The 21,007-nt window shown below is 66.1% G+C and carries 19 protein-coding genes; 8 read left to right on the top strand and 11 right to left on the bottom strand.

Annotated elements, in window-relative coordinates:
• Nucleotides 1–62 precede the first annotated feature (62 nt).
• Both LB513_RS23510 and LB513_RS23505 read right to left on the bottom strand, forming a co-directional pair.
• Complete coding sequence (locus LB513_RS23510) at nt 63–446, bottom strand: hypothetical protein (protein WP_224665870.1); 384 nt, start codon at nt 444–446, stop codon at nt 63–65.
• A 46-nt stretch (nt 447–492) separates the two neighbouring features.
• The gene (locus LB513_RS23505) at nt 493–924 is read right to left on the bottom strand and encodes an EF-hand domain-containing protein (protein WP_224665869.1); all 432 of its coding nucleotides are present in this window, start codon (nt 922–924) and stop codon (nt 493–495) included.
• Between the two features lie 220 nt (nt 925–1,144).
• Between LB513_RS23505 and LB513_RS23500 the strand changes: the two genes are divergently transcribed.
• Together LB513_RS23500 and LB513_RS23495 are read left to right on the top strand one after the other, a co-directional pair.
• On the top strand, nt 1,145–1,567 hold the full coding sequence (locus LB513_RS23500; protein WP_224665868.1) for an EF-hand domain-containing protein: 423 nt from the start codon (nt 1,145–1,147) through the stop codon (nt 1,565–1,567).
• Between the two features lie 39 nt (nt 1,568–1,606).
• Nucleotides 1,607–2,032, top strand: coding sequence for a BA14K family protein (locus LB513_RS23495; RefSeq protein WP_224665867.1), 426 nt, complete (start codon nt 1,607–1,609; stop codon nt 2,030–2,032).
• A gap of 162 nt (nt 2,033–2,194) precedes the next feature.
• Here LB513_RS23495 and LB513_RS23490 read toward each other — a convergent pair whose 3' ends face one another.
• The 5 genes from LB513_RS23490 to LB513_RS23470 form a co-directional block, all read right to left on the bottom strand.
• Nucleotides 2,195–3,346, bottom strand: a complete 1,152-nt coding sequence (locus tag LB513_RS23490; protein WP_224665866.1) for a substrate-binding domain-containing protein — start codon at nt 3,344–3,346, stop codon at nt 2,195–2,197.
• Between the two features lie 81 nt (nt 3,347–3,427).
• Entirely contained in the window at nt 3,428–4,414 is a 987-nt protein-coding gene (locus tag LB513_RS23485) for an ABC transporter permease (RefSeq protein WP_224665865.1), read from the bottom strand.
• Nucleotides 4,411–5,982, bottom strand: a complete 1,572-nt coding sequence (locus LB513_RS23480; protein ID WP_224665864.1) for a sugar ABC transporter ATP-binding protein — start codon at nt 5,980–5,982, stop codon at nt 4,411–4,413. The genes LB513_RS23485 and LB513_RS23480 overlap by 4 nt, the downstream gene beginning before the upstream one ends.
• Nucleotides 5,983–6,442: 460 nt before the next feature.
• On the bottom strand, nt 6,443–7,174 hold the full coding sequence (locus LB513_RS23475) for a DeoR/GlpR family DNA-binding transcription regulator (protein ID WP_224665863.1): 732 nt from the start codon (nt 7,172–7,174) through the stop codon (nt 6,443–6,445).
• A gap of 128 nt (nt 7,175–7,302) precedes the next feature.
• Entirely contained in the window at nt 7,303–7,929 is a 627-nt protein-coding gene (locus tag LB513_RS23470) for a TetR/AcrR family transcriptional regulator (protein WP_224665862.1), read from the bottom strand.
• A 299-nt stretch (nt 7,930–8,228) separates the two neighbouring features.
• Between LB513_RS23470 and LB513_RS23465 the strand changes: the two genes are divergently transcribed.
• From LB513_RS23465 to LB513_RS23440, 6 genes are all read left to right on the top strand, one after another.
• Entirely contained in the window at nt 8,229–8,726 is a 498-nt protein-coding gene (locus LB513_RS23465; RefSeq protein WP_224665861.1) for a (2Fe-2S)-binding protein, read from the top strand.
• Nucleotides 8,723–9,781, top strand: coding sequence for an FAD binding domain-containing protein (locus tag LB513_RS23460; RefSeq protein ID WP_224665860.1), 1,059 nt, complete (start codon nt 8,723–8,725; stop codon nt 9,779–9,781). The genes LB513_RS23465 and LB513_RS23460 overlap by 4 nt, the downstream gene beginning before the upstream one ends.
• Nucleotides 9,771–12,032, top strand: coding sequence for a xanthine dehydrogenase family protein molybdopterin-binding subunit (locus LB513_RS23455; RefSeq protein ID WP_224665859.1), 2,262 nt, complete (start codon nt 9,771–9,773; stop codon nt 12,030–12,032). Before LB513_RS23460 ends, LB513_RS23455 begins: the two co-directional genes overlap by 11 nt.
• A 188-nt stretch (nt 12,033–12,220) precedes the next feature.
• Nucleotides 12,221–12,700, top strand: a complete 480-nt coding sequence (locus LB513_RS23450; RefSeq protein ID WP_224665858.1) for a (2Fe-2S)-binding protein — start codon at nt 12,221–12,223, stop codon at nt 12,698–12,700.
• Complete coding sequence (locus LB513_RS23445) at nt 12,697–13,680, top strand: FAD binding domain-containing protein (RefSeq protein ID WP_224665857.1); 984 nt, start codon at nt 12,697–12,699, stop codon at nt 13,678–13,680. The genes LB513_RS23450 and LB513_RS23445 overlap by 4 nt, the downstream gene beginning before the upstream one ends.
• Nucleotides 13,677–15,974 (top strand): xanthine dehydrogenase family protein molybdopterin-binding subunit, encoded by a 2,298-nt coding sequence (locus LB513_RS23440; RefSeq protein WP_224665856.1) that lies wholly within the window; start codon nt 13,677–13,679, stop codon nt 15,972–15,974. The genes LB513_RS23445 and LB513_RS23440 overlap by 4 nt, the downstream gene beginning before the upstream one ends.
• 199 nt (nt 15,975–16,173) lie before the next feature.
• Here the strand turns inward: LB513_RS23440 and LB513_RS23435 are convergent, their stop codons facing one another.
• From LB513_RS23435 to LB513_RS23420, 4 genes are all read right to left on the bottom strand, one after another.
• Nucleotides 16,174–17,055 (bottom strand): EamA family transporter, encoded by an 882-nt coding sequence (locus LB513_RS23435; protein ID WP_224665855.1) that lies wholly within the window; start codon nt 17,053–17,055, stop codon nt 16,174–16,176.
• 149 nt (nt 17,056–17,204) lie between these two features.
• Complete coding sequence (locus LB513_RS23430) at nt 17,205–18,287, bottom strand: sensor histidine kinase (RefSeq protein ID WP_224665854.1); 1,083 nt, start codon at nt 18,285–18,287, stop codon at nt 17,205–17,207.
• A gap of 104 nt (nt 18,288–18,391) precedes the next feature.
• Complete coding sequence (locus LB513_RS23425) at nt 18,392–19,432, bottom strand: sensor histidine kinase (RefSeq protein WP_263482234.1); 1,041 nt, start codon at nt 19,430–19,432, stop codon at nt 18,392–18,394.
• Complete coding sequence (locus LB513_RS23420) at nt 19,432–20,919, bottom strand: ATPase domain-containing protein (protein ID WP_224665853.1); 1,488 nt, start codon at nt 20,917–20,919, stop codon at nt 19,432–19,434. The genes LB513_RS23425 and LB513_RS23420 overlap by 1 nt, the downstream gene beginning before the upstream one ends.
• Between the last annotated feature and the right edge of the window lie 88 nt (nt 20,920–21,007).

The following is a 21,007-nucleotide window of genomic DNA, read 5'->3' as shown; positions in this document are numbered from 1 at the left end:
ATTCGCACCGATCCGGATGAGCGCAAGGGCGAATTTCGGATTCAAATCCATCACACCAGCCGTCAGCGGCGCCAGCGTCGGAAGCCGTGGATCGTGTTGCCGTCCGGGCCGGTGAAGCTGCCGACCGAACGGCCGCGGAACGGTCCCCGCGCCGACAGCCGCTTTCCGGAGAAGGACTGCCCGTCCGGCCCGGTTCCAGAATAGCTCCTGGCGCAGCGGTCAACAACGCCTCCAACGCATTTGGATGTCGACGTATAAGTGCCGCCATTGGGGCCGGTGCGGGTGGTCGAGCCGGTAACGATGTTGCCGTCCCTGCCGACGCTGCGGCTGATCTCGCCGCCATGCGTGGTGGGCCGTTTCCATTCCTCGGCGGCCGCCGGCGAGACAGCCGACCAGCCAAGCATCGCGCCAAGGCAGAGCATGGGGAATTTCGCAGTAGAGAGCATTCTGTACTCCTGTTTTCGATTGGGACTGGGTTGATGGAAACGATCGTCAGTTGCCGCGCTCGACGATCAGCTTGCGGACCGAGGCGATCTCGTCGGCCGAGAGCTTGCCGTCGCCATTACGGTCACCGAGATCGAACAGCGGCATGCTGCGGGCGAACTCCTGGTCGGAGACCTTGCCGTCGCCATTCGTGTCGAGGCGCCGCCAGCGGTTGCCGAGCCTTGCCTGCGCGGCATCCGCCCGATCCATGATGGCGTCGCGGGCGCCTTCGATCTCCTGCTGGTCGATGGCGCCGTCGCCATTGCGGTCGAGCTTCTTGAACAGGCGCTCGCGGGCGGCCGTCATCTCGTCCTTGGAGATGGCGCCGTCATGATTGGCGTCGATCCGTTGCATGATGCGCTGACCCGGCATGTCCTGACCCTGAGCGGTTAGCGGCGCGAGCCCCAGAAGCAGGGCCGCGACAAGTGCGGAGCGTTTCATGGTGATGGTCCTTTCCTTGTCAGGTCGCGGGGGCGACTGCTGACGGATACGCAGCAAGCGCCTCGCCCCTACGCCCGGCGCGAAAGATTCTTTCCGGAGACTGCCAAGCGGCCCTCTGCAAGAAAATCGCCGCTGCCGCGTAGGAGCGGACGAGGCGCTGCGTAGAAGGCTCCGCAAGCACGGCCCGTGGCGGGTCGTTCAACCCAATGCGGAGACCAACATGAACAAGATCGTCATGGCCTTTGCCGGCCTGTTGCTTGGCGCGGGCAGCGCCTGTGCGGCCGACGGCGGCGCTCGTGAACTGTTCCGGCGCATAGACACCAATGGCGACCGCAAGCTCGCATTCAGCGAGATCCAGGCGGCGCGGGCGCAGATGTTCGACCGGATCGATGCCAACCGCAATGGCCAGCTCGATGCCGGCGAGGTGCGCGCGGCCGTGGAGCGGGTGAAGTCGAAGCGCGATTTCCAGGCCACGCAGCTAGCCGGCCTCCAGACGCAGGCGGATCGCATGGACCGCAATGGCGACGGTAGGATCTCGCGCGACGAGTTTGCCGCCTTCATTCCCGACCGGCTGTTGCGGGCGGACACGAATGGCGACGGCGCGCTGTCAATTTCGGAATTGCGGGCGCTGCGGCGTCAATGAGCGCCGGGACCTTCCACCCAGCAACAAAGGAGAGGGATGATGAAACCGATATTCTTGGTGTTTTGCGGCCTGGCGCTTGGCGCCTCAATCCTGGCCTCGCCGGCCGAGGCCTTCCCGGTCGTGCCGGCCTCGGGGCCGGTATCGGCCGCCACCGCGCCGACGCCGGTCTGGTGGCGGCGCGGCTTCTACGTCGTCGGCGGGGGTTATTACTATAACGGCTACCGCGGCTATGTCCGAGTGCGGCCCGGTTTCCGCTACTACAATGGCTACTGGTTTCCTCCTGCCGCCTTTGCCGCCGGCGTCGCGGCGGCGACCGTGGCGCCCCTACCGCCACACCCGGCCGCCCGGCTGGCCGCCGCCCATGTGCGCTGGTGTCACGAGCGCTATGTCTCCTACCGCGCCTGGGACAACAGCTACCAACCCTACAACGGTCCACGCCAGCAATGCTGGTCGCCCTATAGCTGAAGCCCGTGCAAGCTCTGCGCGACGAGCCTCCGGCCGTTAACGCGGCATGATCGACAAGTCCTTCATGCCGCGAGTGCCGGTCCCCGGTGCGGCGCTGCCGACATCACGGACCGGCATGACCGGCCATGGCACAACCCCCGGTGCCATGGCCGACGCATCATCTCAATTACACTTCGGCTTCGCCGCGTTGCAGGCGTCGACCAGTTCGGCCGGCGGATCCTTGTGGAAGACGGTCTTGTAGGATTCCAGCACGTTGGACTGCACCACCGGCAGCGACTGCACGCCGACCCAGGCCGGCGTCTTCTCGCCGATCAGGGCCTTCATCATTGCCATCGCCTCGGCGACGCCCTGGTCGTAGGGGCGCTGCGATCCGGTCGCCTTGAGCGGGCCGCCCTTGGCGATCTCGATCGCCGACTGCAGGCCGAGATCGACCGTGGTGATCGGAATATCGATGCCTTGAGCGCGCATCGAGGACAGCGTGTCGAGTGCCGGCTGGTCCCAGACGGCGAACAGACCCTTCACATCGGGATTGCCGGTAAGAAAGTCGCCGGCGATCTGCGAGACCTTCGACGGGTCGGTGAAGTCGACCTGCTTCATGACGATGTCGGGCCGGTTCTTCTTCATCCACTCGCTGACGCCCTTGGTGCGTTCATTGGTGCTGAAATAATCGACGCCGAAATTGACCAGGCCGATCGTGCCGCCCTTGGGCATGCAGGACGCCAGGATCGTTGCCGCAATCTGGCCGTTGCCCTGGCTGTCTGCCGAGACCATCGAGGCGAAATCCTTGGGCGATTCGAGGCCGACCGGGATCGAGTCCATGAACACCAGCTTGATGCCGGCCTCGCCCACCTTCTTGTAGGTCGGCGCCGTCGCGGTGAAATCGACGGGAATGGAGATGATGCCGTCGGGATGCTGCTGGATGGTGTTCTCGATATCGGCGATCTGCTTGTCGACCTGATATTCGGCCGACGCCACGCCGGTGACGGTGACGCCGTATTTGGCCAGTGTCTCGCTGATACCCGCTACCTGCAGCTGCGACCAGTCGAGGTTCACCGTCTGCATGGAAATGCCGACCTTGAACTTGCCGGCCTTGACCTTGGCCGCTTCTTCGTCGGTCAATTTCAACTCGTCTGGCGAAGCCGCCTTTTCGCCATGCGGGCCCTGCCCGACAATGCCCTGCGGCCCAAGCGTCGCCATGTCGACGCCGGTGACGCAGGTGTCGGGCGTCTGCGCAAGGCTAAGGGATGTCGACAGCGCCAGGGCGCTGGCCGCGAGGCTCAGTGTACCGAATAGGGTTCGTGCCTGTTGTTTCATGACTTTCCTCCGTTGATTGTTGAAATATCCGTCCGCCCTTTGGAGACGGCGGTCTTCTCCCGATAGTCGCGGATGCGCGCCTTACCTCCTCGTGAACGCGACCGCGGCGACGATGATTGCTCCCTTGACGACGAGTTGCAGCGACGAGCTGACGCCGAGCAGCACCAGCCCGTTGTTGAGCGTGCCGATGATGAGGCTGCCGAGCAGCGTGCCGAGCACGAAGCCGCGCCCGCCGAACAGGCTGCAGCCGCCGAGGATGACCGAGGCGATGACGTCGAGCTCCATGCCCTGCACAACGTCGGGCCGCGCCGCGTGGGAGCGCGCCGACAGGATCAGCGACGCCAGGCCGGCGAGCGTCCCGGTCAGGACGAAAGCCAGCGTCGTGACCTGCTTGATGCGCACGCCGGAATAGAGTGCGGCCGTCGGGTTGCCGCCCGCCGCGTAGACGCGTCGCCCGTAGACGCTGTAGTGCAGCAGCAATATGCCCGCCACGGTGACCCCGAGCGTCCACAGGATCGGCGCCGGGATGCCCAGCACCGAGCCTTCGCCGAAGATGGCGAAATAAGTCTCGTTGGTGATGATGACGGGCTTGGTGTTGGTGACCATCAGCGCCAGGCCACGCGCGCCGCTCAGCGTCCCCAGCGTCACCAGGAAGGACGGGATTTCCAGCCTTGTCGTCAGCAGGCCGTTGATCAGCCCGATCAGCGCCCCGGTGCCGAGCCCCGCCAGCGCGCCGACGACCCAGCTGTTGGCGACGAAAGCCATGGCCAGCGACGCGCTCATACCCGAAAGCGCCAGCGTCGAGGCGACGGAGAGGTCGATCTGCCTCGATATGATGACGAATGTCATGCCGACGGCGATGATCGAGACCAGAGTCGTCTGCCGGCCGATGTTGAGGAAATTGTCGATCGACAGGAACCAGGGCGACGCCAGGCTGAAGACGACCAGCATGACGGCGAAGGCTAGATAGAGCATGTAGGGGCGTTCGCCCTGCAACAGGGTCAGCAGCGCCGGGCGTCCGCCCGGCTGAGCGATGGCGGCTTTTGCCGGGTTCTGGGTTTCTGTCATGCCGCGTGTTCTTCCGATGGCTGCGAAATCTGGATGAGGTGGTGAAGGCCCTCGGCGCTGCCGAGATCCTGCCTTTCGATCGTCCGGGTGATGCGGCCATCGACGACGATCGAGACGCGGTCGCAGAGCTGGATCAGTTCCGAAAGATCGGACGACACCAGCAGCACGCCGCTGCCCGCCGCCGCTGCGGCGCGGATGACGCCGTAGATTTCCTCGCGGGCGCCGACATCGACGCCGACGGTTGGCTCGTCGAGCAACAGCACGCGCGGACGCGGCTCGTTCCATTTGCCGAACACCACTTTCTGCTGGTTGCCGCCGGACAGGTTCCTGACAAGGGTCGAGGCGCCCGGCGCCTTGACCGCCAGCCGGCGCATGGCCGTTTTGGCCTGTTCGCTGGCCGGTCCGCGCTGCAGCCAGCCGAGCCGCGAAAAGTCGGGCAGCCGAGGCAGGGTCAGGTTGCGTTCGATCGAATGGTCTAGCACCAGCCCCTGCAAATGCCTGTCCTCCGGGACCAGCGCGATGCCCTGCGCAATCGCCTCCGCCGGATCGATGTCCCGCAACGAAACGCCATCGAGGCTGGCTTCACCCGAACGAATGGGCCGCAGGCCGAAGATCGTCTGCAGGATCTCGGTGCGGCCGCTGCCGATCAGCCCCGCCAGGCCGTGGATTTCGCCACCGCGCAATTCGAGAGTTGCCGCGTCGAGCCTGTCATTGCTGACGGCCTTCAGTTCGAGCACCGGCTTTCCGGCGGAAGCAGCCGATGAGGTTGGATCTGGCTGGGTCGCCACGGCGTCGGACTTCAGGACGGCGTGATCCGGCCCGACGATGGCGCCGACCAGCTGCCGCATATTGGTCTGCGCGGTCACGAAAGTCCCGGCATTCTGTCCGTCGCGGAACACGGTCACACGATTTGAAATGCGGAAGACCTCGTTGAGACGATGCGTGACGTAGATCACGCCGACGCCGCGCGCCGCGACTGCCCGGATCGCCTCGAACAGGATCTTCTCCTCGTCGTCGGTCAACGCCGAGGTCGGTTCGTCGAGGATCAGCAGGCGCACGTCGCCCATCAGCGCCTTGGCGATCTCCGTCATCTGGCGATAGGCGAATGGCAGGGATCCGACCATGGCGCGGGCATCGAGCGGAATGTTCTGCGATTTCAGGAAGGCCTCGGCCTGCGCAACCAATTGGCGCCTTTTCAGGAAGCCGAAGCGGGTCCTCGGTTCGCGTCCGAGCAGCAGATTGTCGGCGACCGACAGCGACTCGACAAGGCTGAGATCCTGGTAGACGACCGCCACGCCGGCATCGCGCGACTGGAGCGGCGACGAGAACGAGACGGGCCTGCCGTCGATCTCGATCGTGCCGCCATCATGCACATGCACGCCGCTCAGGATCTTGATCAGCGTCGATTTACCAGCTCCGTTCTCGCCAAGCAGCGCATGCACTTCGCCGGCGCGGATATCGAGACGGACGCCGCGCAACGCATTGACGCCGCCGAACCGCTTGCTGACGCTTTCGACGCGCAGCAAGGGGATCCCGGATAATGGCGCAATCGAACCCTGTTCGATCATGACGCCCGCACTTCCTCCCGTTGACGCGTCCCCTGCCCCGGTCGCGAGTCTCTTTTGAGACTTCCCTTACTTTTTTTGTGACTTTTCCATCAGGGGCAGGAAATGTCAAACGAAGCTTGGGTAAGGTCAGTGCGACGCTGAGGTTGCGGCCAGCGACTGGCGATGCCGCCGAAGGTCGGATTTGGGCAACGCCACCGCGACTTCGTCATCCACGGGCGGAGCAAGGAGCGAAGCGACACGGCGCAGGCCCGAGGATCCATTCCGTGACGTTGAGGCGGTTGCAACGGTTCAGAATTCCGCTTCGCCGCGTTCCGTGACCCATGTCACGGAATGGATCCTCGGGTTTCCGCGACGCCGCTGCGCGCCTGCTTCGCCCGTGGATGACGAAGCGAGGGCGGCCGAACCAAGTGCGTGTACGGTCCCGCGCACGCATGCGCTCCTGCACCCTCCGCGCCGAGACTCAAAACCCCTCCGGCCCGAGCTCACCCTCCTCCGTGATCACCGCGTCGAAGCCATCCATTCCGGAGAAGAACGCCCGCTTGAGCTTGCCGATCTTGCTGGTGTCGACGACGAGGTAATTCTCGCGCGCCAGGCTCATCACCTTCTGTTTGACCACCGCCTCGTGGAAATGCTCGCAGGTGGCGCCGCGCTTGGCGTCGACGCCGGCGGCCGACAGGAAGGCGGCGTTGATGCCGACGCTCTTCAGGATGTCGAAATCATGCGTGCCCGAGAAAGACGCCGACGCCGGGTGATAGACGCCGCCCAGCATGATCATGGTTACATTGGGTTTTCGGGTCAGGCGCTCCGCTATGTTCATGGCGTAACATATTGCGGTTATTCGATAAGAGTCCGGAATGAGATCGACAAGATGGATCAGCGTCGTGCCGCAATCGACGAAGATCGTCTCGTCGGGCCTTATCCTGCGCACCGCTTGCACGCAGGCCTCGCGCTTCGCCGCCGCATGGCTGTCGGCCGCCGTCGCCAGCACGTAAGGCGTATCCGCATCGATCTCGGCAGCCGCCAATATGTGGCCTCCGAGATAGGCGATCTGCCCCTGGTTGCCGGCAATGTCGCGCCGCACCGTCATCTCCGATACGCCCAGCAGCGTCGCCGCCTCGCTGAGATGGATGACCCGCTTTTCCGACAGGAAATGCATCAGCCGGGCCGTGCGTTGCGCCTTGCGAGAAGTCATGTGTAAAACTCATCGACACGATAAAATGTGAGGATTTTAACAACCGCTCGCCTCCAGATGCAAGTGCGGTCATTGGGGCTGAGCGCGACGTATGCGGATATCACCGTCCGCGCCAGCGCCGGTCGCCGTCAGTCTTTCGGCGCCGTTCCCGCTCCGAACCGCAAACCGTCCATCAACAGCTTGACCAGCCGGCGCGAACGGTCGCGCCATTCCGGCGTGTCGGGCGCCGAATAGATGCCGGACAGGGCGTGCAGCACATCCGTGGCATCGACATCGCCCCGGATCGTGCCGTCCGCGACCGCCGCCTCAACCAGTTGCCGCAGCGATTGCGACACGCGTTGCCAGGTGTCGGAAAACAGCGTCGAGTTCGCCGTCATCAGGATGCGCAGGCTGGCCGCGAGGCCGCGCTTGGTGGCGATATAGTCGATGAAACGCCGCATCCACTCTTCGAGCGCGGCATCGGACGGAAGCCTTGCGGCAAGCTCCCCCGCGGCCGCACACAGGCCTTCGGCTTCCCGCCTGTAGACCACCTCGACCAGATGCTCGCGCGTCGGAAAATGCCGATAGAGCGTGCCGATGCCGACACCGGCGCGGCGCGCAATGCCCTCCAGGGAGGTATCGACGCCGTGCTCGGCAAAGGCGGCGGCGGCAATTTCGACCAGCCTGTCGCGGTTGCGGCGCGCGTCGGCACGCAACGGCTTTGCCTTTGCAGCGTTCTGTTCGGCAGTGACGGTTTCGGCCAATTTTTTCTCCACGAACGAAATATGGGACTTGAACCCGGCCAGGCCCAGCCCCAACTAGTAAACGGAGGCGCCTCCGTTTAAGTGGAGTGCTTTCATCATATAGGCAGGGAACCCGTGATGTCACGCAATTCGAACGTGCAAGGCCACTCTCCCTCCTCGCGGAGGAAATGCCCGGCAGGCCAAAGGGGGTCGCCTCGCATGGCGCGCTGACCCCCATCCGCCACACAACCCGGCACCTTTCGAACTCTCCCTTCTCTCGCTTTCGGCACCACCACCCTTCCCTTCGCGTCAAGCATTGGAGCCAGACGCCCATGACCAGCCTTCCCATTACGCTTACCATCAACGGCCTCCGGCACGATCTGGAGATCGAACCCCGCGTCACCCTGCTCGACCTGCTGCGCGAGCGGCTCGATCTCACCGGCACCAAGAAGGGCTGCGATCGCGGCCAGTGTGGCGCCTGCACGGTCCTGGTCGACGGCAGGCGCGTCAATTCCTGCCTGGCGCTGGCCGTCAGCCATGACGGCGCCGAGATCCTGACCATCGAAGGCGTCGCCCAGGGCGAAGACCTGCATCCGGTGCAGGCCGCCTTCATCGCCCATGACGGTTTCCAATGCGGTTTCTGCACGCCGGGCCAGATCATGAGCACGCTCGGTCTCATCGCCGAAGGTCAGGCCGGCGACGATCCCGAACGCATCCGCGAGGGGCTGAGCGGCAATCTATGCCGCTGCGCGGCCTATGGCGGCATCGTCGAAGCCGTCCTGGAAGCCCAGCAAAACATGGCCAAGTCAGACCGGAGGACCGCGGCATGAGGGATTTCGATTACATCAGGCCGGCGACCATCCCCGATGCTGTCGCGGCGGCGGCGCAGCCAGGCTCGGCCTATCTCGCCGGCGGCACCAATCTGCTCGATCTGATGAAGGGCGGCATCACGAGCCCCGAACGTATCGTCGACATCACCCGTCTGCCTGAACTCGACCGCGTCGAGGAATTGCCGGAAGGCGGCCTGCGTATCGGCGCGCTGGTGCGCAATGCCGATCTCGCCCACGACCCATCCTTCGCCAAGGCCTATCCGGCGGTTGCGGAAGCGCTGCTGTCGGGTGCTTCGGCGCAGCTTCGCAACGCCGCCACGGTCGGCGGCAACCTTCTGCAGCGCACGCGTTGCAGCTATTTCTACGACACCGCCAGCCCCTGCAACAGGCGTGAACCCGGCTCCGGCTGCTCGGCACTTCACGGCGAGAACCGCCTGCATGCCGTGCTCGGCTGGAGCGAAGCCTGCATCGCCACACATCCATCGGATTTTTGCGTGCCGCTGGTGGCGCTCGACGCCGTGGTCGAAATCGAGGGCAAGGACGGCCGTCGTCACGTCACGCTGGAGGAGTTCCACCGGCTTCCGGGCCAGACGCCGCAACGCGAGACGGTGCTGGAGCCGGGCGACCTCATCGTCGCGGTGCGCCTGCCGGCGGAAGCCGCATCCTTCGCCGCCAACGCCCGTTACCTCAAAGTGCGCGAACGCACCTCCTATGCTTTCGCGGTGGTCTCGGCTGCCGCCGCGCTGACTGTCGAGGGCGGCAGGATCCGCGCTGCCAGGCTCGCGCTGGGCGGGGTCGCCGCGAAGCCATGGCGGGCGCGTGCCGCGGAAGCGCTGCTGATCGGCGCGCCAGCCGAGGAGGCAAGCTTCCTTCGCGCGGCGGACGCCGCCCTGGCAGAAGCCACGCCCTCCGGCGACAACGCCTTCAAGATCGAGCTTGCCCGCCGCATTGTGGTCAGGGCGCTGACGTCCGCCCTTGCCGGAACGCCGGCCTTGATGCCTGCTTTGCCCGCCTCCCCTTTCTCCAACATTCCCGGAGCGCGCCATGACGCTTGAACTCGGTCTCAACCAGCAGCCCGCCCATCTCAGGCAGGGCTCCAGCATCGGCCAGCCGCTGACCCGCCGCGACGGTTTCCTCAAGGTCACCGGCGGGGCGGTCTATGCCGCCGATAATCATCCCGAAGGCATGCTCTATGCGGTGCTCGCCGTCTCCAGCATCGCGCGCGGCCGTGTCCTTTCGCTCGATGTCGAGGCCGCCAAGGCCTATGCCGGCGTCGTCGAGGTGATGACGCCGCAGAACCGCCCGGCGCTCGCCATCGACCCGGACGCCAAGGACAATCCGTTCATGTTCCGGCTCGACCTGTTGCAGAACGACGGCGTCCGCTACCCCAACCAGAGCATCGCCGTGGTGATCGGCGAGACACTGGAAGCGGCGACCGAAGGCGCCGCTTTGCTGTCGCCGCGCTATGAGGTACTTCCCGCGCGCGTCGGCCTCGACGACGCCGAGAGCTTCGTGCCGCGCGGAGTCGGCGTCGGCAATCCGCCCGTTCAGCACAAGGGCGACGTCGAGGCCGGCCTGCAATCGGCGGCGACCCGCATCGAGGCGACCTACGAAACGCCTGCCCAGTATCACAACGCCATGGAGCCGCACGCCATCGTCGCCGCCTGGGACGGCGACAGGCTGTCGATCGACACGCCGAGCCAGGGCCTTGCCATGGCGCAGGGCCGCATTGCCGGCCTGTTCGGCATCGCGCCGGAAAACATCCACATCCGCAGCCCGTTCCTGGGCGGCGGCTTCGGCTCCAAGGGCATGATGTCGGGTCCGCAGGTGCTTGGCATATTGGCGGCGCGACTCGTCGGCCGCCCTGTCAAGCTGGTGCTGCGGCGCGAGCAGATGTACGGGCCGGTCGGCCACCGCGCGCCGACGCGCCAGACGCTGCGCCTAGGCATGGATGGCGAGGGCCGGCTGACGGCGGTCGACCATCACGCCAGGACGACATCGAGCACCTTCGACGACTTCTTCGAGCCGGCGGCGGATGCCTCGCACACGCTCTATGCCAGCCCGGCCATCGCGACGTCGCACGATGCGGTGCGGCTTGACACCGGCACCCCGCTGTTCATGCGGGCGCCCGGCGAGGCCACCGGCTCGATCGCACTCGAAAGCGCCATCGACGAGGCAGCCTATGCCTGCGGCATGGATCCGCTGGAATTCCGGCTGAGGAACTATGCCGAGGTCGAGCCGATGAGCGGCAAGCCCTTCTCCTCCAAGGCGCTGCGGGAATGCTACCAGCAGGCGGCAGACAGGTTCGGCTGGGCAAGCCGCCCGCTTCAGCCGCGGCTGATGCGCGACGCCGACGGCTTCCTCACGGGATGGGGCATGGGCACGGCGACGTTCCCCGCCTTGATGTTCCAGGCCGAGGCCCGCGCCGTGCTGAAAAGCGACGGCAGCGGGCTGATGGAAACCGGCGCGCAGGATATGGGCCAGGGCGCATGGACCGCCTTTGCCCAGATCGCCGCCGACGGGCTTGGACTGGACATCGACCGGCTCGAATTCAGGGCCGGCAGTTCCGACCTGCCCAATGCGGGCATTGCCGGCGGCTCGGGTCACACGGCCACCGCCGGCATGGCGATCCACAATGCCGGTGCGGCGGTGATCGCCAAACTCGCCGATCTGGCCACCGCCGACGAAGCCTCGCCGCTGTTCGGCGCCGGCAATGAAGGAGTGCTGGCGCGCGGCGGCCGGCTGTTGCGCCGCGACGATGAGAGCCGCGGCGAGACCTATGGCGATATCCTCACTCGCGCCGGCCTCAAGGAGATCGAGGGCAGTGGCAAAGCGGCCTCGGACCCGGCGTCGCTGGAAGCCTATGCGATGCACGCCCATGGCGCCGTTTTCGCCGAGGTGAAGGTCGACCCGGATTTCGGGCAGGTCCGCGTCACGCGGCTGGTTGGGGCCTTCGCCGCCGGACGGGTCATCAACCCCAGGCTGGTGCGCAGCCAGTATTATGGCGGCATGATCTGGGGCGTCTCCTTCGCGCTGCAAGAGGAAGCGGTCACCGACCGCCGCTCGGGCCGGATCCAGAATGCCAACCTCGCCGAATACCACGTCCCGGTGAATGCCGACGTGCCGTCGGTCGAGGCGATCCTGGTTCACGAGGACGACCCCCACGTCAACGCGCTCGGCATCAAGGGTGTCGGCGAGATCGGCGTCACCGGCACGGCCGGGGCCGTCGCCAACGCGGTCTGGCACGCGACCGGCGTGCGGCCAAGGCGTTTTCCGATCCGCATCGAGGACCTGCTCGCCCGATAAGGCGCGCATGAGATCGGGGGCCGGTTCGCCGGCCCTCCAGACGAAAAATGGCCTGGAGCGAAAGCGACGGGCCGGCAGGCGGGACACGGCCGGTGCGCCGTGCCTCCGCCCGTCCCGCAAGATCGGACGACTTCGCGTCAAGCACAAGATCAGACGACTTCGCGTCAAGCAACTGGAGCCAGACGCCCATGACCAACACGACAATTTCTGTTCATCTCGATATCAATGGCCGCCATCACGACCTCGCGCTCGAGCCGCGCGTCACGCTGCTCGACGCCCTGCGCGACCGGCTCGGCCTGACCGGCACCAAGAAGGGCTGCGACCACGGCCAGTGCGGCGCCTGCACCGTCCATGTCGACGGCGAGCGTGTGCTGGCATGCCTCACCCTCGCCGCGCAGGTCGAGGGCCGCGCTGTCACCACCATAGAGGGGCTCGCACGGGAGGGCGAAACGCATCCCGTGCAGGCCGCCTTCCTCGAGCAGGACGCCTTCCAATGCGGCTATTGCACGCCCGGCCAGATCATGTCGGCCGTCGCCTGCATCCGCGAGGGCCATGCCGGCTCCGATGAAGAGATCCGCGAATATATGGCCGGCAATCTCTGTCGCTGCGGCGCCTACCCGCATATTGTCTCCGCTGTCCGCCAGGCAGCCCAGGAGGCCGCCTCATGAAGGATTTCTCCTATATCCGCGCCGCTACCGCCGATGCCGCCCGGCAGGCGGCCGCCCTGCCCGGCGCCATGCTGCTCGCCGGCGGGACAACGCTGATCGACCTCGCCAAATGCGGCGTCGCCAAACCCGATAGCCTGATCGACATCACCCACCTCAACGGGCTCGATCGGATCGAAGTCGACGAGCGCGGCGCCACCATCGGCGCGCTGGCCAAGATGTCCCATGTCGCCGATCATGCCGGCATCAAGAGCCAATTCCCCGCCATTTCCGAGGCGCTTTGGCAGGCAGCGTCGGCGCAGATCCGCAACATGGCGACGATCGGCGGTAATCTGATGCAGCGCACGCGCTGCCCCTATTTCCGCGACCCCGCCAACTTTCCCGCCTGCAACAAGCGCAACCCCGGCTCCGGCTGTTCTGCCATCGGCGGCGTCACCAGGGGGCACGCAGTGCTCGGCACCAGCGAGGCCTGCATCGCCACCTATCCCGGCGACCTCGCCGCCGCGCTCGTCGCCTTCGACGCCATGATCCATCTCGGCGAGCGCCGGATTTCGGTCGACGCGTTTTTCCTGCTGCCGGGCAGCACGCCGGACAGGGAACACGCCATGGAACCGGGCGAGATGATCACCGCCATCGAAATCCCCGCGTCGGCCACAGCCCGCCGCTCGACCTATGTGAAGATCCGCGACCGGCAATCCTACGAATTCGCCGCCGCGAGCGCCGCCGTCGGCATCGAGTTCGAGCCCGATGGGCGCACCATCCGCGACCTGCGCGTGGCGCTCGGCGGCGTCGCCACCAAGCCATGGCGGGCACGGGCCGTGGAAGACGCCTTGAAGGGCAAGGTGCTGGAGCCGGAGGCCATCCGCGCCGCCAGCCTGCTTGCCGTCGAAGGCGCCGTCGACCACGGCGCCAACCGCTACAAGATCGAACTGGCGCCGCGCGTCGTCGCCCGCGCCATCCTGAAATTGGGAGAGACGACATGACCGTTCACATCAAGAGCCATGGCGACGCCTCCGATGGCGCGTTCGCCGAAGCCGTCGGCGGCCGGCTGTCGCGCGTCGACGGCCCCGCCAAGATCACCGGCGCCGCCCGCTACGCCGTCGAGCAGCAGCTCGACGGGCTCGTCCATGCCGTGCTGGTCGACAGCACGATAGCCGCCGGCAGGGTGCGCGCGATCGAAACGGCACGGGCCGAGGCGGCGCCGGGCGTGCTCAAGGTCCTGACCCCTGACAGCATTGTCGGTCTGCGGACCGCCTCGGACTGGTTCGGCACGCCGCCGCCGGACAAGCCCTATTTCCCGCTGGCGCGCGACATCACCTTCTCCGGCCAGCATGTCGCCGCGGTGGTCGCCGAAACCTTCGAACAGGCGGTCGCCGCGGCTGCCCTTATCGAAATCAGCTATGACGAGACGCCGGCCATCGTCGACCTCAACGACGCCAAGGCCGGCGACGGCATCCCGGTCGACGCCATGACCAAGGAATGGGGCGACGCGCCGGCCGCCTTCGCCGCCGCGCCGGTGCGGATCTGCGCCGCCTACAACACGCCGCGCGAATACCAGGCGCCGATGGAGCCGCATGGCCTGATCGCGCGCTGGGAGGACGACCGCCTGACGGTGTGGGAGCCGAGCCAGTGGCTGGACGGCATGGCCCGCACCTATGCCGAATGGTTCTCCGTTCCCTTTGAGAATGTCCGGCTTGTGTCGCCCTATATCGGCGGCGGTTTCGGCTCCAAGGCGCTGGCGCTGAGCCACGGCGCCGTCGCCGCCTATGCGGCCAGGATGCTCGGCCGGCCGGTCAAGCTGGTGCTGACCCGTCCGCAGACCTTTACCGGCTATGGCGGCCGCGCCGCGACGCGCCAGACGGTGACGATCGGCGCAGCCCAGGACGGCCTCATCCAGTCGATCGTGCATCGCGGCGTCAATGAAACCTCGATCGACGGCATGTGGGTCGAACCGCTCGGCTCGGTCACCTCGATCATGTACGCGACGCCCAACTTCTCCTCGCGGCAGAATGTCGTGCGCGTCAATTCAGTGGTTCCGGGCGCGATGCGGGCGCCGGGCGAAAACCCATCGGCGTTCGGCATCGAATGCGCCATCGACGAACTCGCCTACGAGGTCGGCATCGATCCGCTGGAAATCCGGCTGCGCAATTATGCCGAACAGGACCCGCACGCCAGGAAAGCCTGGTCCACCAGGCAGTTGCGGGAGGCTTTTGCCACGGGAGCGGAACGCTTCGGCTGGGCCGCGCGCACGCCAAAGCCACGCTCGATGCGCGACGGCAACCAGCTGATCGGCTGGGGCGTGGCGGCCGGCACCTATCCGGTGCGGCGCGCCCATGGCGAGGCGATCGTGCGCATCCTCGCCGATGGTTCGGTCGAGGTCGAAAGCTCCTCGATCGACATGGGCCAGGGCACCTACACCATCCTGGCGCAGACCGCCGCCGAAACCCTCGGCGTGCCGGCAGACAGCGTCGTGGTGAAGCTGGGCGATTCCCGCTTCCCCCGCGCCGGGGTCACCGGCGGTTCGCGGCTGGCCGGCGTGATGACCGGCGCCGTCTACAAGGCGGCGACCTCGGCGCTCGATCAGCTGGTCGGCCTGGCGATCAGCGATCCGCGTTCCCCCTTCCATGCGCTGCAGGCCAACACGCTGGTGGTCGCCAATGGCCGCATCGCCTCGCCGCGTGGCGATGGCCCCGATGTGTCGATCGCCGAGCTGCTTTCCGGTATCGGCCTCGACCGCATCGAGGCGTCGGGCGACACCATGCCGGCCAACTCGACCGCCGAGGACCGCTACAAGAATTACACCACCATTTCCATGGCGCTGCCGCACACCGAAGGCGACTATTCCCGCCACTCCTGGTGCGCGCATTTCATCGAGGTGCGCGTCGATGAGGATTTCGGCACGGTGCGCGTGTCGCGCGTCGTCTCGGCACTGGATTCCGGCCGGCTCTACAATCCCAAGCTCGCCGAAAGCCAGTGGAAGGGCGGCATCATCATGGGCATCGGCCAGGCGCTGCTCGAGGAAGGCATCGTCGATCGCCGCCATGGCCGCATCGTCAACAACAATCTGGCCGATTATCTGGTGCCGACCAATGCCGACATACCCGACATCGAGGTGATCTCGGTCGGTATCCCCGACCCGCATTCCTCGGCGCTCGGCGGCAAGGGCGTCGGGGAGCTCGCCATCGTCGGCGTCGCGCCGGCGATCGCCAACGCGGTGTTCCACGCGACGGGCAAGCGCATCCGCGACCTGCCGATCACGCTGGAGAAGCTGATCTGAGGGTGAAGCTGCCAATCTCCCCCCTTGCGGGGGAGATGGCCGGCAGGCCAGAGGGGGGTGTGAAGAAACGCGACGTTCGGGTTCGATCCGTTCCCGAACCGAGATCCTTTAAAAATTCGATTTTCAGCGGCGGGGATGTCGGCGGGACAGCACCCCCCTCTATCCTGCCGGACATCTCCCCCGCAAGGGGGGAGATCAGCTACTCCGGCGAAGGCACCGGCGGCTTCGATGTCAGCGCGGTGCCGGCGGCCGCCACGATGACGGCGCCGATGCCGGCCAGCTGCGGCGCGCTCAGGTTCTCATGCAGGAACAGGAAGCCCATCAGCGCGCCCAGCGCCGGCTCCAGGCAGGTCAGCGTGCCATAGATGCGGGCCGGCATGCGGGTCAGGGCGACCATCTCCAGGAAGAAGGGCAGCGCGCTGGAGAACAGGCCCACCAACAGCGCGCTGACCAGGATCGTTGGCGTCAGCAGCACCGCCCCGGCCTGCGCCGCCCCGAAGGGCAGCACCAGCAGGGCGGCGATCGACATGCCATAGGCGGTCGTGCGGGTGCCGAGTTCGGCCGCGGCCCTCGGCGCAAGCACGATATAGAGCGCCCAGCATGCGCCCGCCGCCAGCGCCAGCATGACCCCTGTCGGGTCGAGCGGCACGGCCGAACGGATGAAGGGCGACAACAGCACGATGCCGGCCAGCGCCAGCACGATCCAGGCGAAGTCCGTGGCGCGTCGCGAGCTCAGCGTCGCCACCAAAAGCGGGCCGGAGAATTCCAGCGCCACCGCAACGCCCAACGGGATGGTGGCGAGCGCGGCATAGAACAGCAGGTTGAGCACGCACAGCGTCATCCCGTAGCCGATGAGCCAAGGCCATGTGGTGCGAGACGGCAGCGCCTGCCAGGGCCGCAGCACGGCGATCAGCATCAGTGCGCCGATGACCAGCCGGACCGTCGTCGTCCCTTGCGCGCCGATCACCGGAAACAGGCCCTTGGCGAAGGTGGCGCCGATCTGGATCGACACCATGGCGCCCAGCAGGGCGAATATGGGCAAGGGCGCCGCTTCGCGCCGGGCAATTGGCGTCGCTGTCACTTGATATCCTCCCATGCCGCTGCGTGCAGCCGCTTCGACCGGCGGCTTGGCCGGCAGCTCTGCACTGCTAGGCTAGGCTTGTCGTGAGGCACGGCTGGCTGTCGGCTGGGGCAAGCCGCCATCGCGCCGGATCGGACGCCGTGCCTTGTTTAAGCGGCGGCGGCCGAGCGCTTGAAGACGATGGTCACGCGCGTCCCCTCGCCGATGCTGGAGTTGACGTCGAACTCCGCCTTGGCGTTCTCGGTTAGCGAGCGGGCGATCAGTGCGCCGAGCTTGCCGGGCTTGGGCCAGGTCTGGCCTTCCGGCAGGCCGACGCCATCATCGGCCACGACGATGCGGCAGCCATCGCCATCGACGATGCTGTGCAGCGTGATGGTGCCGCCCTCGCGCCCCTGGAAGGCGTGCTTGAGTGCGTTGGTCAGCAGTTCGTTCACCACCAGCCCGGTCGGCATGGCGACATTGATCGACACCGGATAGGTGTCGACCTTCATGTCCAGCCGGATGCCTTCGACGGCATGCGAGGTCATCACCGCCGAGGCGATCTGGCTGAGATAGACGCCGAGATCGACCTCGTCCCTGTGATCGTCGCCCGACAGCGTCTGGTAGAGGATCGCAAGCGCGTCGACGCGTCCCGCCAGCCGCTCGAAGCGCTTGCGGTCCGGCTCGGCCGCGTTGCGTGTCTCCAGCCGGATCAGCGCGGTAATCATCTGCAGATTGTTCTTCACCCGGTGCTGCAATTCGCGCAGCAGCGTGTCCTTCTCGCGCACGCGTTCCTCGGTCGAGACCGCCTCATCGGCATCGCCATGGGCAGAGACGTCGACCAGCGCCACCAGGCGGAAGCAGACCCTGCCGCCATCATCCTCGATGGCGTTGGAATAGACGTCGACGATGGCGGGCTTGTCTTCCACCCGCTCGAGCCGGAACGTGCCGACGAAATCGGCATCTTCGACCACCGCCTCGGACAGCGGCCGGTCCTTCTGCGCGTGCAGGCCGGTGCCGGAAAGGATCGCCCAGTCCTTCTGCGCGAGCTTCGCCGCCCCCAGGCCAGACAGTTTCTCGAATTCCGGATTGGCGTAGACCACGCGCTCCTGCGCGCTGAGGTCCGACACGGCGATGGCGATCGGCACCTGGTCGAGGAACTTCTTGAACTGCTCGCTTTCCAGCGCGCTGGCCAGATCGGGCGTATCGAGCAAGTGTCCGACTGTTTCGGCCTGATCTGGATTGGATGTCATCTGTTGCGCGTCCGGACTTCGTGAACGCCTTCAATAACAGCGATGCGGGGCTCTCGCCATGCCCAATGCGCCAGGCGACATTTTCACGCGCCGCACTGCAGCCGTCAGGAATACGCCGGCACCAGCCTGGTGTCGCGCAAGGGCAGCGCCATGTTGAAGTGCAGGCCTTCGCGGTGATAGTTGAGCGCGACCTTCGCGTCGCACTGCACGGTCACCACCTTCTCCAGCAAAGTCGTGCCGAACCCGCGCCGCTTCGGCGGCTCGACCAGCGGCCCGTCGCGTTCGCGCCAGTCGAGATTGACGATGCGCGCGTCGCCGTCGCTGCCCACCGACCAGCTGACGTCGAGCCTGCCCTTGGGCAGCGACAGCGAGCCGAACTTCGACGAATTGGAAGCGAGTTCATGGAACGCCATGCCGACCGGGATGGCGATGTCGGCGACCAGGGCGACATCCGGTCCGTCGAGCGCGATGCGCGGCGTGTCGCGGGTCTCGTAATGGCTAAGCTCCCCCGCCAGCAATTTCTTCAACGAGGCTGTCTGCCAGTAATCGTCGGTCAGCATGGAATGCGTATCGGCAAGCGAGACGAGACGGGCCGAGAAATCCGTCATGAAATCCTCGATGGTGCCGCTCGACCTGGCGGTGGCGCCCATCATCGCGCGCACATTGGCCAGCGTGTTCTTGACGCGATGATGAAGCTCGCGGATCAGCAGCTTCTGGCGGTCGGCGACCACCCGCGTCTGTTCGATATAGGATTTGACCTCGAGCTGCCGGGCGCGCGCGCGCAGCGCCGAACGCACGGAATTGGACAGGCTCGACGCCAGGAAGGGCCGCTCCAGCACGATGAGGTAGCGGTCGAGGAACGCCAGCCGCTTGTCGAATTCGGTGCCGCGCATCACCAGCAGCACGATCGGAAAATCCGACCATGCCGGCTGGTTCTCCAGCCAAGCCGCAAGTCCGCTTCGATCGGCGCTGGTCAGCGCCTCCTCTGCGACGACCAGGCACTGCGCCTCGTCGAGCAAGGGCAGTGTTTCCTCGAGCGTGGCGCATGTGCGGGTCGCGATCTGGCTGTTGGCCAGGATCGACTCGGCGATCCTGGCGTCCCGCCCGACCGGGGTCAGCACAAGCACGAGGGGTTGTGCGGGCATTATGATTCCACATCCCTGAGGAGATCGGACTCCTTGCCCTCGTAGGACGGCACGCCGGTCATGATCCCGCGAAACTCCTCCAGCGGCTCGCCGACCGCTATGCCGCTGCCGCTGATCCTGAACTCGCGGATCGTATCCTCATGCGGGCCGACGCGTTTCTTGATTACCGAAATCGCCCGGCGCAGGCGTCCACTGCTTTCGAAGAAGCGCAGCAGCATCACGGAATCGCAGAGATAGGTCATGTCGATGGGTGTCGACATCCGGCCGATCAGCCCATGATTGGCCAGGAGCAGGATAGTGACGACGCCCTTCTGGTTCAGATAGGTCAGGATCTCGTGCATCTGCAGCACAAGATGCTGCTCTTCGGACATGGCATTGAGATAGCCCGTCAGGCTGTCGATGACGACGATGCGGACATCGCTCTTGTCGACGCCGCTCTGGATGCGCGTCGACAATTCCCCCGGCGACAGTTCGGCCGGGTTGATCTGTTCCAAGAGCAGCGAGCCATTGGCGACATAGGCCTCGAAATCCATGCCGAGCCCAGCGGCCCGGGCCAGGAAGATGCGCTTGGTCTCGTCGAACAGCAGGATCTGTACTTTCTCGCCGCGGGCCAGCGCCGCATGGCAATAGGTGCACGCGACGGTCGACTTGCCGACGCCGGAGGGGCCCATCAGCAGCGTGCTGGTACCGCGCGCGAGACCGCCGCCGAGGAGATCGTCCAGGGAGCTGTCGCTCGTGGCCGAGGTGCCGTGCTCGCCCATCTCATGCTCGCCGGCGACGAGCCGTGGAAATACCACGACGCCCCCCGGACGGATGACGAAATCATGGAAGCCGCCGCGGATCTGCACGCCGCGCATCTTGATGACCCTGAGCCGCCGCCGCTCGCCGCCATAGACCGGCGACAGCTGCTCCATGCGGATCACGCCATGGCTGATCGAATGCAAATTGAGGTCGTCATGCTCGGCGGTCAGATCGTCGAGCAACAGCACGGTGGCGTTGTTGAGAAGGAAGAAACTCTTCAGCGCCAGCACCTGCCGGCGGTAGCGCAGAGACCCCTGCGACAAGAGCCGGATCTCCGACAGCGAGTCGAACACCACCCGGTCGGGCTTGATGCGTTCGATCTCGGCCAGCGCCGCATGCACCGTCTCGCCGAGTTCCAGGTCGGAGGAATGCACCAATGTCTGCAGCTGCGAGGGATCGAGGCTGAGCTCCGGTGGAACCAGCTCCAGGATCTCGATGCCACTGAGGTCCCAGCCATGGCGGCCGGCCACGGACAGCAGTTCGCGCCGGCTTTCGGACAGCGTGATGTAAAGGCAGGTCTCGCCGTTACGGGCGCCCTCGATCAGGAATTGCAGTCCAAGCGTCGTCTTGCCGGAGCCGGGCCTGCCCTCGACGAGATGAGATCGGAACTTGGCGTAGCCGCCCCTGAGGACGTAGTCGAGGCCTTCGACGCCTGATGCCACTGGTGACGCATCGTCTCTCTCCACGGGATCCCCTTCTCGCACTGTGGCCACTGTAACGGATGGAGTTTTCAATGGTTCCCAGCCCAAATCGACGCGCAACGCAGCCCGCGAA

This window comes from Mesorhizobium sp. ES1-1 (assembly GCF_020164785.1).
GTDB lineage: Bacteria > Pseudomonadota > Alphaproteobacteria > Rhizobiales > Rhizobiaceae > Mesorhizobium.
This window is presented reverse-complemented; position numbering and strand designations above follow the sequence as displayed.

Bases quoted from the DNA above. Each gene is read 5' to 3' on its own strand.
- LB513_RS23510 (WP_224665870.1), bottom strand. From the start codon at position 446: ATGCTCTCTACTGCGAAATTCCCCATGCTCTGCCTTGGCGCGATGCTT.
- LB513_RS23425 (WP_263482234.1), bottom strand. From the start codon at position 19,432: ATGCCCGCACAACCCCTCGTGCTTGTGCTGACCCCGGTCGGGCGGGAC.
- LB513_RS23500 (WP_224665868.1), top strand. From the start codon at position 1,145: ATGAACAAGATCGTCATGGCCTTTGCCGGCCTGTTGCTTGGCGCGGGC.
- LB513_RS23445 (WP_224665857.1), top strand. From the start codon at position 12,697: ATGAAGGATTTCTCCTATATCCGCGCCGCTACCGCCGATGCCGCCCGG.
- LB513_RS23455 (WP_224665859.1), top strand. From the start codon at position 9,771: ATGACGCTTGAACTCGGTCTCAACCAGCAGCCCGCCCATCTCAGGCAG.
- LB513_RS23440 (WP_224665856.1), top strand. From the start codon at position 13,677: ATGACCGTTCACATCAAGAGCCATGGCGACGCCTCCGATGGCGCGTTC.
- LB513_RS23505 (WP_224665869.1), bottom strand. From the start codon at position 924: ATGAAACGCTCCGCACTTGTCGCGGCCCTGCTTCTGGGGCTCGCGCCG.
- LB513_RS23475 (WP_224665863.1), bottom strand. From the start codon at position 7,174: ATGACTTCTCGCAAGGCGCAACGCACGGCCCGGCTGATGCATTTCCTG.
- LB513_RS23460 (WP_224665860.1), top strand. From the start codon at position 8,723: ATGAGGGATTTCGATTACATCAGGCCGGCGACCATCCCCGATGCTGTC.
- LB513_RS23490 (WP_224665866.1), bottom strand. From the start codon at position 3,346: ATGAAACAACAGGCACGAACCCTATTCGGTACACTGAGCCTCGCGGCC.
- LB513_RS23480 (WP_224665864.1), bottom strand. From the start codon at position 5,982: ATGATCGAACAGGGTTCGATTGCGCCATTATCCGGGATCCCCTTGCTG.
- LB513_RS23450 (WP_224665858.1), top strand. From the start codon at position 12,221: ATGACCAACACGACAATTTCTGTTCATCTCGATATCAATGGCCGCCAT.
- LB513_RS23495 (WP_224665867.1), top strand. From the start codon at position 1,607: ATGAAACCGATATTCTTGGTGTTTTGCGGCCTGGCGCTTGGCGCCTCA.
- LB513_RS23465 (WP_224665861.1), top strand. From the start codon at position 8,229: ATGACCAGCCTTCCCATTACGCTTACCATCAACGGCCTCCGGCACGAT.
- LB513_RS23430 (WP_224665854.1), bottom strand. From the start codon at position 18,287: ATGACATCCAATCCAGATCAGGCCGAAACAGTCGGACACTTGCTCGAT.
- LB513_RS23485 (WP_224665865.1), bottom strand. From the start codon at position 4,414: ATGACAGAAACCCAGAACCCGGCAAAAGCCGCCATCGCTCAGCCGGGC.